Here is a 12,553-nt window from a genome sequence, read left to right as displayed (position 1 = left end):
CTGCTCCAGTATCTAAAACTTAAGATTTTAGCATTATATTAATAAAAAAAGTAAGAAATTTATATGAGAATTCCGTTATAAATTTTTCTAAAATGAAAATTTTGTGAACTTTATAACAAGATAACTTGTTAAACCATTTTCAATAACTTATAATCTTAACTGTGTATGGTGTGTATGGTGTGCATCATACACAGTCACACTTGTCGATGGAGAGGTATTTAAATGAAAATTATTTTAAATAATGCATCAAATCAACCTTTATATCAACAAATAAAGGAACAAATTAAAGATTCTATATTTAATAATGAATTGACGGAAGGTGAACAATTACCATCAATCCGTGTATTGGCTAATGATTTACATGTAAGTATGTTAACCACAAAAAGAGTTTATGCGGAACTAGAATCCGAAGGTTTTATCGTTACCAGGGTTGGAAAAGGTACTTATGTAGCATCTACAAACTTGGAATTATTAATGGAATCTAAGCGTCATATGGTTGAAGTAAAATTGACAGAAGTGTGCAAAATGGCTCGAAGTATTGGAATCCATAATGAGGAACTCTATTCGATGTTAGATTTAATCTTAAAGGAGGAAAATGAAGAATGAATGCAGTGTTAGAAGTGAAGAATCTAAACAAAGCTTATGAGAATTTTTCATTAAAAGACGTGACATTTTCACTTAACCAGGACTGTATAACTGGTTTTATTGGTACTAATGGTTCTGGGAAAACTACTACTATTAAAGCTATCCTCGGGCTCGTACTCAAAGATTCGGGTAAAATTAGTTTTTTAGAAAAGGATATAGATAAACATGAACGAAAATCCAAAAATAAAATTGGTGTCGTGTTAGACGAAGGGTACTTTTACGATGAATTAACATTAAAAGAAATGAAGAATGTAATCGCCCCTTCCTATACTGAATGGGATGAGCAAGTTTTTTTAAAGTATATTAAACGATTTAATTTAAATCTAGGACAAAAAATTTCTACCCTCTCCAAAGGAATGCGAATGAAATTTGCAGTTTCTCTAGCTTTATCCCACCACGCAGATCTATTAATAATGGATGAACCCACAAGTGGACTTGATCCATTGGTTCGAAGTGAACTAATAGACATACTTCTAGATTTTATGAAAGAACCAGGAAAGAGTGTCTTTTTTTCTACTCATATTACCTCAGATCTAGATAAAATAGCAGACATGATTATTTTGATAGATGATGGTCAAATATTAATTGATGAAGAAAAAGATGCACTAGTGGAAACACATGCATTAGTAAAAGGTGATAATCAATTGATTAATAATCAAACAGAAAAACTCTTTTTGAATTTGAGTCAAACTAAATATGGATTTGAAGGGATTACTCATAAAATAGATGATGTGTGCCGGCATATGCCTGGTGTTTTGATGGAAAGACCAACTATAGAAGATATAATGCTTTCTTATATTGGAGGAAATACATATGCTTATTAATCTTGTTGTAAAAGACATACTATTAGTAAAAAGATATTTTTCTATTTTACTCGTTTTCGCAGCTATTGCACCAATCTATCTTTCTACTCAGTTACACCTCAACGATGGTGGACTTATTAGTTTTCTTTTAACAGTAGTTTTTATGGAGCATATTTTGTTTGGTACAATATCCAAGTTCGAAGACCAATACAAAGGAGCAACTCTACTTTGTGCAACACCATATACTAGAAGTGCCTTTGTAAAAGCAAAATATCTCTTTCTATTGGTAGTTTTTCTTTGTGCCTCAATTATTCGAATGATAACTTCAATTATTATACCATCTGGTATCGAGAATCTTAGTATAAACGCTCTCGGAATAACATTCTTAGTTGTTAGTATTTTGTTTGGAATACTACTCCCTTTCCAATTTAAATTTGGTTTTGATAAAACAAGAATGATTTCTTTTATTGTTGTCTTTTTGACACCTTTTGTAGCTCCTACTCTTATAAAAGAAATTCAGTTGAGCCATCTGAATTTTACACTCCCTCTTCCATTCCCATCAATTATCATGGCATGGATGCCTTGTCTCATTTCAATAGTTATTGGCATTATATCAATGATAATTTCACTAAAGATATATGCAAAAAAAGATTTATAATTAGTTTAAGGGGCATTTTAAAAAATATGTTTTATCGCCCCATACTTATCGAGGTTACGTCAACGCACAAGATACTTCAGTTCTCAGCGTAGGAACTACTGACAAAGCCTACTAAGAAAGCTGGTAGATACATCGATGTTAACAGGTATCTGTCACTTCAAACATTTCGTTATTTACTTTCTAAACTAGAGCATTGATCTATGTCTCTATTAAAATGCATCCCTTATCAATTAAGTGATGTATTTTATATATTTATTTGATAAAAAAGGAAGGATGAATGTTCAATCAACCGACACAACTACTTCTTAGGAAGTGTGTTATAGTTAATTCAGAATCAATACTGCTTAGCAGCATTAATTCTCACCTATCTTTTATTTATTTGTTTTTACACCAACTTAAAGGAAAGACCAACTATATTTTTAGTTGGTCTTTCCTTTTGCTATTAGAATACGATTAAGAATCACTTAGTTTATAAACAAATTACTATTTATTTTACGATAATGTACATATACTTCCTATAGAATTCTACCGTTCTCTTAATAAAAAATGAAAAACATAACAAGTTAAGGTATCTATCAAAAAAATCGAAACAAAAATAACTTGTAATATATAATTACAAGTTATTTTTATCGTATCTTCAACACATTGGAACTATAAACTTGTAAACAACAACATTAGAGGAAGGGTGAATTGTCCCCTTAAAATGATTATATAACTAATATTCATATTTTGAGATTGAAACCTTGAACATTTCGTTAATTTTAACCATCACCTTAATATTCTTGATTTTTAACTTACATAAACATTTATCATTCTGCACATTACAATAAAATCAAATAACCTAAAAATATATGTGAAATATTTTATATTTTTTTTGATATTAATTGAATATTTTATGATTATCATTTCATTTTCACTCTAATATTGCCATGTTTCTAGATTGCTATTAGAGATTTACCCTCTAAAACTTACTTAAAATTGGTTAGTATTGAATACATTGACTGAAAATTGAGAAATCAAGTGCATATTGATACTATTATGATATAAATTATCTGTCAGACTAACTTCCATTACCCACAATAATGTTTTTCTATTTATGTATAGAAATAATTTATCTGTCAGTAATTTATAGTTTATTATCATACATTAAAAAGGAGGAAGTAAAATTATGAAGAAGCAAATCATTACAGCAACTGCTCTGGCTGCAACATTAGCTACAGCTGCATTACCTACAACATCAGTATTTGCTGCTGAGACAGTTGCTCCTATCCAACAACAGGAATCACAAGTTAGTATTCAACCATTTGCACAAAGTAACCTAGAAACGGCTGTTCAAGCTGCATTAAATGGTCCCGAAGTAAAAAAAATAAAAGTATTTGAGCATGAATTTAATGTAAAAGAAATTGAAGTTGTGGATCGAGGTACAGCTGGTAAAGATGTATACGGACAAATCTCTCATCATTTAAGCTTCCGTCCAGATGATCAACTTTACTATAAATTCACAAAAAAAGATGGTGAGGTAACAGGGTTCGAATTCCATATTGATAGAGGGGGTTGGACACCAATTGTAGCTCCACTTTTATCAATTCTTGCTGCATATAACGGAATTCCTGTTAATCCAAATGATTTAACCTCACTCGGTCAACAACTTGGAAAAGTTATCGATGGTAGTTGGGAACATGCAGGACAATCTATTGCTACTGCAGTTAGTTTAAGCTTTAATGAGAAATAAGCTTATAGGCATTATTTAGGATTACAGAGAAGTATTATTCGTAAGTTTTTCTAAAATGATATTATATGTAACAAATCCATTTCTAACTTTAATGCAGTAATAAGAGAGAGACTCTCCCCAAAAGTCTTTTGCTCTCAGATATGGAATTCATATAATTTTGGCACATAATACCTTAACAAAAAAATCTACGTTAATTTACATTAATAATTATGTAAATATTACTAATTTCAATAATTCATTGTACTTCGGGAAACAGACGTCTAGTTTAAGACTTCTGTTTTCTTTGTATAATATTAGATTTGAATTGTATGACCTATAAAGTACATGAAGTATGATAATATACTTTGACATCATTTCACTAAACTTACACATGATTATTTTGGCCTTCCCACCCTTGTATGATTACATTTCTAAATTTATGTTCCCAGTGCACAATGGCTTTTGAGCAAATCTAAATGAGAATATCCCTCTCTAGATTTTAAAGCTGGCACAATATTTTAAAGTAAATGACAATAGTAACTCTGATGGTAGCTAACATATTATTTTATTTGACTTACTTTCTTTTTAACTTTATAAACCTTTTGTTACCTATTATAAATTTGGCACTATTTATAAAAACTAAATTTTTAAATTAATACAGTCTATTATTCTCATGCTGGACTTCATGCATATGGTAAAATCACCTAAATTATTATATAAGGCTTATCTGTTTAAGATTAGGAGAAATATAATGAAGAAAATAAAGATAATAAAACATTTAAAATTTGGGATTCTTACTTATTTTACACTAGCGAGTTTATGTACAACTTCAATAGTATTTGCTGATAGACATCCAGGTTATTCCTATGAGTCCGATTTAGGTTATCGAAATCCAAACTGGATGTCAAAATTAGAAGATACGAAAAGAATAAGCGAATTATCTATTCCAGGTACTCATGGTTCAATGGCTTTACATGGAGCGAGTTTTATTGATGAGAATTTGACAAGAAATCAAACAATGCCCCTACCTCAGCAGTTCAATGCAGGAATACGGTATGTAGACATGCGTGTTAAACGTGTAAAAAATTCTTTTGCCATGCAGCATGGTATTGTGAATCAAAAAGCAATGTTTGAAGATGTATTAAAAGAAACAATCCAATTTTTAAGAGAAAACCCTCAAGAAACAATTTTAATGCGCTTAAAAGAGGAAACTGATCCAGAGAACGGCTCACAGTCATTCGAGGAGATATTTAAAAGTTATAAAGACCGTAATGTGTCCTATTTTTGGGAACCTAATTCTGTGCCATTTTCAGAAAGAAATAACCCTAAGTTAGGAGATATCCGCGGAAAAATTGTAATACTACAAAACTTCTCAGCAGTTGAAGAATACGGAATTAATTATGAATCATTAAATATCCAAGATAATTTTGAAGTTAGCGCTGGAGCGGATGGAATGTATGAGAAATGGAGTACAGTAAAAAACCAGCTTCTAAAGGCAAATAACGACTCTAACAATAATCATATCTATCTCAACCATTTTAGTGGTACAGGTGGCGCTACAGCATTATGGAATAATTATTATCCTTGGTTTGTTGCAAGTGGAAAAGAAAATAGAGATACTGGTAGTAACCCACAGTTAATCCAAAAAAACACAACAAATGAATGGAAAGACTTCCCTCGTGATACAAATGGTCAAGTATTTTATGGTGGAATGAATACAATGGGGACAGATTTCATACTACAAGATGGGATCAGACATTCTGGTATCATTGCAGCTGATTTTCCAGGTCCAGGTTTAATAGATAGCATCATTAAATTAAATGGGATAAACGTTAATGAAAAAGAGATATTAATTTCCCAAATTTCTTCTGACTCTAAGCCATTGCCTGGAGAAAAGAACCGATCCAGCCAAAACTTTAGTATAAATAATTTACCCCCAGGGACAATCGGTTTAAAATGGATTATTGAGCCTACCCAGGGAGAGACTTCTGACAGTATCTCTTTCAATATTATGGTCGATGTTTCTCTGGGTCTAGATCGTGTTAGTTGGAGCAATATTTCAAATGAGTCCAGGACTGCAGCAGATACAAATTCTAAATATTATATCGCAAATCCAAGTGGTGTGAATCACCCATTTACAGTAAAAGTATATGCTATCACCAATTAAATTTTTTAAAGGATTTCTTTATCCCTCCGTCGGCTTAAGAAGTTCAATTACCTTATGTATCAAAAGAGCATTCTCTCCAGGTATGCTATATTAAAGGAAATAAAGAATCCAGTGAACTTAAAAAAATTTCATGTGACATATCTTTAGGATTTTGAACTACCCCCACTTTCACTTCGTTTAGAAGTGGGGGATTCCTAAGTAAAGAGTTCTATCGAACTCTAATTGATTAGGCTAACCCCGCAGTCCTTGCGGTTAGAAGCCTTATCGCTTCATTCTTTAGATTGATACTTGCGTTAATATCCCTATCATGGTGTGTACGACAAGAAGGACAGTCCCATTCACGTAGGTTTAGATTTTTAACGTCTTTATTTTGATATCCACAACAAGAACATAATTGGCTGGAAGCAAATGTTTTCGATACGACAATGACTTGTTTGCCATACCATTTTGCTTTATATTCCAACCTGGTTCGAAACTGTGACCAAGATACTTCACTAATTGCTTTTGCTAACTTATGATTCTTTAACATATTCGATACTTGCAAATCCTCTATACCGATAACATCGTGGCTTTTGATGATTTCAGTTGAGATTTTGTCTAAGTAATCTTTTCTAGCATTTAATATGTATTCATGAATTCTAGCTACCTTGACTCGTTGTTTATTCCAGCGAGAAGATCCTTTCATTCTTCTAGAAAGAACACGCTGTGCTTTCGCCAACTTATCTTCTAATGATCGGAAAAACTTCGGATTTTCATAGGGTGTTCCATCTGACAAAATGGCGAAATCTTTTAGTCCTACATCTATCCCAATGTAAGAATGTGTTTTCGGAAGTTCTTGTACTTCTGTTTCAACTAATAGTGACACAAAATATCTACCAGAAGGGTTTCGTCTAACAGTCGCATTTACAATACGTCCCTCTACTTCGCGACTTTTGGCAAATCGAACAAGGCCTAGTTTCGGCAACTTTATTTTGTTCCCTACAACGGCAATATTTTCATTTGTTTGTTTTGTGGTATAAGATTGTACGTTATTCTTCTTGGATTTGAAACGCGGGGCACTATTTTGTTTTTTGAAAAATCGTGTATATGCATCCGCAAGGTTGCGAACAGACGACTGAATCGCAATACTATCCACTTCTTTGAGCCAAACAAACTCTTTCTTCATGGCAGGAAGTTTGGCAGAGCATGTACCATATGTTAAACCTTTTCCAGTCTCTTTGTATGCGTGATCCCATAGGGATAGGAAATGATTGAATACAAAGCGAGAACAACCTATCGTTTTGTTGATTAACATTGCTTGTGCTTGATTTGGATAGATACGAAACTTATAAGCTTTATTAATTATCATTTGATTCACCTCCATTTCGGTATATGACTATTATATACCAAACATACATTCGATAGGTGGTGGAGTAAAACTTTCTGTAAATTGAACAATTAAGATGGCTTCCTGCCATCCCTTGTTCGAAGCCAATTCATCTCCCACCTACTCACTGGACTGTGACCCTTCACGCTCCTTGAGGAAGGAGTCTTCTTGGCTAAAATGATAAAAATTTGAATTTCAAAACACCCAGGAATACAATGAATATAGTATATACCTTATTTTTTAGAAAGAAGGATTGAACATGAAAACCAAAGTAGCTAAATCAATTCAAAATTTGCAATTGAAATCATTTGAAATGATGACAAATTCTGTTTCTTTTAAATCTATTTTGCGTGGAACTGGTATGACTTTTGTAATTATTTTTGGATCATCTTTCATTAACAACTCTTCTTTATTTTCATTAAATTCTTTGATGGTGATATTGGGTTTCTTTTTAATCTTTACGCCATATATGTTTAATATTGCTGAGAAGTCTAATATATAACTTAATTTCCGACGTTTAATCATTGACTTAAAAATTTTAAGCACCCAAAACAAGAAATTCACACACTTTTAATTAAAAGGTGTGATTTTTTTGTTTGGGTCTATTTGCTCTTAAATCTATAGTTAAGTGATACTACTTCAATTAATTAATTTTTATTTCTAGTTTAAAATTATGCAAATGGGTAGCCTGTATCTTCTCTACAATACAATTCCCCTTATTTAACTATTTATATAGTATAGATTTAAAAGTAAACATACCTAATCCCCCTATACAAAACTGTAAAAGTATCTTCAACCTTTTAATATTATAATTTATATAAAATTTACCCTTTCTTGAAAACATACTATACTATAAAATTAAATTAACAAAAATTATTTAATGGAGGTTCATAATGAATAAAACAGAACTAATTAACCAAGTATCTGAGAAAACATCACTTACTAAAAAAGATGCTACCGCATCTGTACAAGCTATCCTAGATCAAATTACACAATCTCTTCAAAAAGAGGAATCCGTACAGTTAATTGGATTTGGTACATTTGAAGTACGTGAGCGTTCTGCACGTACTGGGCGCAATCCCCAAACGGGCGAAGAAATGCATATCCCAGGAGGAAAAGTACCTGCATTTAAAGCTGGGAAAGCTTTAAAAGAGGCTGTTAAATAAGGATTAAATTATCTATCTAAAAAAGAATGGAGATTTTTATCTCCATTCCTTTTTAGATTAATCATATATTTTTTCGGAAAATAATTAACTAATTTTTTATCATTTTCACGATTTCCATACCCTGCAAACTCTTCTAATCATAGAATTTGTTTTTTAGATGCTAGATGCATCTTTTACTGCTAATTTTTTCTTATTTAAATAAACAGCTCGATCCGATTTTTTTGCAACTTCTTGGGAATGCGTTACAACAATTACACATTTCCCTTCTTGATGCGCTAGCCCCTGGAACAAATTAATGATATCATTTGCTGTTTCTTCATCAAGGTTTCCTGTCGGCTCATCTGCAATCAGTAAATCAACATTACAAGATAGTGCTCGAGCAATTGCTACACGTTGTTGTTGCCCGCCGCTTAGTTGTAAGACATTTCGCTTAGCTTCTACTTCTGTGATTCCTACCTTTTCTAATAATTCTAATGCTCTTGCTTTTTTATTTTGTACCTTCACACCTGTAATTTCCATTGCTGTTAGGACATTTTGAAGAGCAGTCATATAGGTAATCAAATTATAAGATTGGAAAATTACAGATACATTTTGATTACGGTATCGATCCAAACCTATTTTTCGAATATCCTTGCCATTATACAGTACATAACCATTTTTAGGTATATCCAGCCCACAACCTAAGCTTAGAGTTGTGGTTTTACCAGATCCAGATGGTCCTAAAATTGTGTAAAAATGCCCTTTTTGAAAAGAAAAATTCACATTATCTAGTATTGTTACTTTTTTTCCATTACTTTCATAATAATAATCTAAGTTTTTAAATTGTAAAATTGTCTCCATATCGAGCCTCCTTATTCATCTTTTAAAAGAATTTGTTTTGGATTTAAGCGTAGAATAGATAATGCAGGAAGAAGTGTTGCTAATATAGCAATAGCTAGTCCAATCCCCCCCATTTTCCCTACGTCTTCTCCTGTTACACTTACATTAATTTTATCAATTGGATTCTCTTTTTGATTTTGTACAGTACCACCTGGTCCAGCCACCATTACAGTTCCATTTTGAGAGGTGTCTGTTTCTTCGTCTGCTGTAGCAATTTCACTTGAAAGTAAATTATCTCCTATATATTGAGAAACTTTAGTTCCTGTTGTTATGGATAATCCAAATGCTAAAATAGCGATACATACTACTTCTACTACGAACTGTGCCATCAGCTTCCACTTTTTCTCTCCAATGGACAATAGAATCCCCATTTCCTTACGACGTGTTTTAATCGATAACATAATAATTAACCCTAATATAATCGCACCTGCAATTGATACAATATAAATAATCATTTGAGAAGTAGATGAAATATTTTCGATAGGGCCAATCATTTGTTTGTACAACGAATCATTTGCGTCTAACTTAAAATAATTAAAATCAATATCAAATTTCTTTGCTTCTTTTTTAAATGAATCAATGTTTTGTGGATCGTTCAAGAAATACACGATTTGAATACCACTACCCATACCGTCATCTGTTTCTAATTTTTTCAATGCAGAATAAGGCATATATAGCTTATTAGCTGGGTCCATCATAGGAGGGGCATGTTCACCCATTGGCTTCTCATTCGTTTCATAAATACCAATAATTTCAAATTCGAGAGTTTTCTTCTTATCCCCTGATTGAATTTTTACCTTATCTCCTACTTTTAAATTGTTTTGTTCCGCTAATCGTTTTTCCATTAAAGTTACATTTTGATCTTTTACCTGTTCTGTAATTGGTTTTCCATCAATGATTTTACTTTTTCCATTTTTAAAACTTTCGTGTAATGCAGTTTTGCGAACTCCTTCCATCACAAGAGAAGAATTCATATCTATTTCTGTACCCGAACCTGATCCACCTGCTACTGCCACCATTCCTGCTTTACCTTTTCCTTCTTCACCTTCTGAAGCACCTACTAGTTTAAATCCATCCGAAATTCCGAAAGTATTGGTTATGTAGTTATAATCTTTTACATACTTGGACTTCGCTAATCGATCTGCTTCTTTTGTGTTGAGCTTTGGTGGTTTAGGCATCTCTCCAGTTTCCCTAGCTTGTTGACCTAATTTATCAAAATCAAGACCTAAAGTGACATCTGCGCCTAGTTTTTTTCTTGCTGCATCCGCAGCTTTTTTTGATGCATTTTGAATTGTGAATCCTGCCAATACTAAATTTGTAACAATCAGAAAGACCGCCATCAAAATTAACGATGTTCCTATCCTTTTTTTCATACTGAGAATTGCGCGTTTTATAAAATTCATTTTTCCTAACCTCCTTGATAGTTGTTATTCTAAATACACTATCTGGAGTTTATATGAAGATATTCAGTAGATTATCTAAAGATATTAGGGTTTATCTGGAGTGCATATGTAGTGATTTGTTAATATAGTCAAGAAAAGCTGGAACACAAATTAAAATATGTAATCGATTTTGAACATTGGTAAAGAGTCAGTCCATTTAATGTGAAATGAGGACAAACGGAATAATAATAATAATAGGTATAAAATATTAGTCACCAACCAATTAACTTGAGGAAGGAATACAAACACGGGATAACTCCCTTTATTTATGACCCATACAGTACAAGATGAGATACTATCGCTAGAAAAATTAGCCTCCTACACGGAATAACAATGTGGGCATTCTTTTTGCCTCATGGCATCTACCACCTCTGATATATCTAGTACCCACACGAAAAATACATATTAAAAAACCACCGAAAGGTGGCTATAGTTTTAAGCGGCACTTGTTTAATCCGCTAATTTCACGTTTTTTATTAGTTTTTCACCATTTCGATAAACTGTTACTTTAATTGTATCCCCCAACTTTTTCTTTTCATATAAATATTTTCGGAATTGAACGAGATTTTCTATTTTTTGTCCATCTAATGCAATCACAACATCATATTGTTGCAATCCACCTTTTTCTGCTGGTGATTGGTATGAGATATTCCGCAATACTGCACCATTTGATATCTCTTTTGGTAACTTTAATTGATTGCGTGCAGAATCTGTCATTTTCTCCACATCTAATAACTGTACACCCATCATCGGACGTTTAACTGTTCCATCTTTCTCAAGAGACTCTAGGATCGTATTGGCTATATGAATCGGAATTGCAAATCCAATTCCTTCAACAGCTTGTTGTGCAATTTTACTCGAATTAATTCCAATGACTTCACCCTGTTCATTAAACAAAGCTCCCCCACTATTCCCAGGATTAATAGCTGCATCTGTTTGAATTACCTGTGCTTGCCAATCAACTTGTTGATCTCCAAGAGTACTAACAGGTATTTCTCGTTCCTTACTACTAATAATCCCCTTTGTTACACTACCTTCTAACCCCAATGGATTCCCAATAGCTATTACCGTTTCCCCTGTACGAATTTTTTCTGAGTCTCCAAGTGTTGCGACTCTTTTTACATCTGCCCCATCAATTTCTAATACTGCTAAATCTAATAATGGATCTGTCCCTACTACTTTAGCGGGAACTTTTTTACCATTATTCAATTTCACTTCTACTTTATTCGCACCGTCTATCACATGATTATTTGTAACAATGAAAGCCTTATTGCCGTTTTTTTTATATATGACCCCTGATCCCGAACCAGCTTCTTCTGATTGAACTTGCCCATTAAATGAATCTGCATTTTGTTTATAGTTAATGACACCTACGACAACTTCTTTTGCAGATTCAATCATATTTTGAGGATTGCTCACATCTTCTGGTTTGTAAGAGATCGGCGTAGCCTGATTTACTTCGTTGTGCTTAGGAGGTTGATCTGCACTTCCTTTGATTTCATATATATAAGGAGTGGCCAATCCAATGGTAATTGCACCAATCACTGCACCAATTATTCCTGTGAAAAAATACCCTGTTTTTTTATAGACTTTACGCCTATTGCTTTCTGTTTGATTTGTATCATCGTGTCCCATTATGAACATCCCTTTCTCCTTTAATTTACAATTGAATGTTTTTATCTTAATATTTGAAATCCAATTTATGAATGAAATATT

At 32.6% G+C, this 12,553-nt stretch carries 11 protein-coding genes; 7 read left to right on the top strand and 4 right to left on the bottom strand.

The window, feature by feature from the left end; translation table 11 throughout:
* Positions 1 to 222: 222 nt before the first annotated feature.
* The 5 genes from M1D73_RS28150 (at position 223) to M1D73_RS28130 (ending at position 5,984) form a co-directional block, all read left to right on the top strand.
* A complete protein-coding gene (locus tag M1D73_RS28150; RefSeq protein ID WP_000691660.1) occupies positions 223 to 606 on the top strand; it encodes a GntR family transcriptional regulator in 384 nt (127 codons plus the stop codon).
* Positions 603 to 1,469: an ABC transporter ATP-binding protein gene (locus M1D73_RS28145; protein WP_086401849.1), complete on the top strand. Its 867-nt coding sequence runs from the start codon at positions 603 to 605 to the stop codon at positions 1,467 to 1,469. Before M1D73_RS28150 ends, M1D73_RS28145 begins: the two co-directional genes overlap by 4 nt.
* On the top strand, positions 1,459 to 2,106 hold the full coding sequence (locus M1D73_RS28140) for an ABC-2 transporter permease (protein WP_271044387.1): 648 nt from the start codon (positions 1,459 to 1,461) through the stop codon (positions 2,104 to 2,106). Before M1D73_RS28145 ends, M1D73_RS28140 begins: the two co-directional genes overlap by 11 nt.
* Positions 2,107 to 3,274: 1,168 nt before the next feature.
* On the top strand, positions 3,275 to 3,838 hold the full coding sequence (locus M1D73_RS28135) for a methyltransferase (protein WP_166572517.1): 564 nt from the start codon (positions 3,275 to 3,277) through the stop codon (positions 3,836 to 3,838).
* Between the two features lie 730 nt (positions 3,839 to 4,568).
* Positions 4,569 to 5,984 (top strand): phosphatidylinositol-specific phospholipase C, encoded by a 1,416-nt coding sequence (locus M1D73_RS28130; protein WP_271044388.1) that lies wholly within the window; start codon positions 4,569 to 4,571, stop codon positions 5,982 to 5,984.
* Positions 5,985 to 6,210: 226 nt separating this feature from the next.
* Here the strand turns inward: M1D73_RS28130 and tnpB are convergent, their stop codons facing one another.
* Positions 6,211 to 7,332, bottom strand: coding sequence for an IS200/IS605 family element RNA-guided endonuclease TnpB (tnpB, locus tag M1D73_RS28125; protein ID WP_271044389.1), 1,122 nt, complete (start codon positions 7,330 to 7,332; stop codon positions 6,211 to 6,213).
* 277 nt (positions 7,333 to 7,609) lie between these two features.
* On the opposite strand from tnpB, the gene M1D73_RS28120 reads away from it, so the two are divergent.
* Both M1D73_RS28120 and M1D73_RS28115 read left to right on the top strand, forming a co-directional pair.
* A complete protein-coding gene (locus M1D73_RS28120) occupies positions 7,610 to 7,852 on the top strand; it encodes a hypothetical protein (protein WP_016083289.1) in 243 nt (80 codons plus the stop codon).
* Positions 7,853 to 8,243: 391 nt separating this feature from the next.
* Positions 8,244 to 8,516, top strand: coding sequence for an HU family DNA-binding protein (locus tag M1D73_RS28115; RefSeq protein ID WP_016083288.1), 273 nt, complete (start codon positions 8,244 to 8,246; stop codon positions 8,514 to 8,516).
* 153 nt (positions 8,517 to 8,669) lie between these two features.
* On the opposite strand, the gene M1D73_RS28110 is transcribed toward M1D73_RS28115, so the two are convergent.
* From M1D73_RS28110 to M1D73_RS28100, 3 genes are all read right to left on the bottom strand, one after another.
* A complete protein-coding gene (locus tag M1D73_RS28110) occupies positions 8,670 to 9,356 on the bottom strand; it encodes an ABC transporter ATP-binding protein (RefSeq protein ID WP_271044390.1) in 687 nt (228 codons plus the stop codon).
* An 11-nt stretch (positions 9,357 to 9,367) separates the two neighbouring features.
* Complete coding sequence (locus M1D73_RS28105; RefSeq protein ID WP_271044391.1) at positions 9,368 to 10,798, bottom strand: ABC transporter permease; 1,431 nt, start codon at positions 10,796 to 10,798, stop codon at positions 9,368 to 9,370.
* A 489-nt stretch (positions 10,799 to 11,287) separates the two neighbouring features.
* Positions 11,288 to 12,481 (bottom strand): S1C family serine protease, encoded by a 1,194-nt coding sequence (locus M1D73_RS28100; protein ID WP_271044392.1) that lies wholly within the window; start codon positions 12,479 to 12,481, stop codon positions 11,288 to 11,290.
* Positions 12,482 to 12,553 lie beyond the last annotated feature (72 nt).

This window comes from Bacillus sp. PK3-067, assembly GCF_056738645.1.
This window is presented reverse-complemented; position numbering and strand designations above follow the sequence as displayed.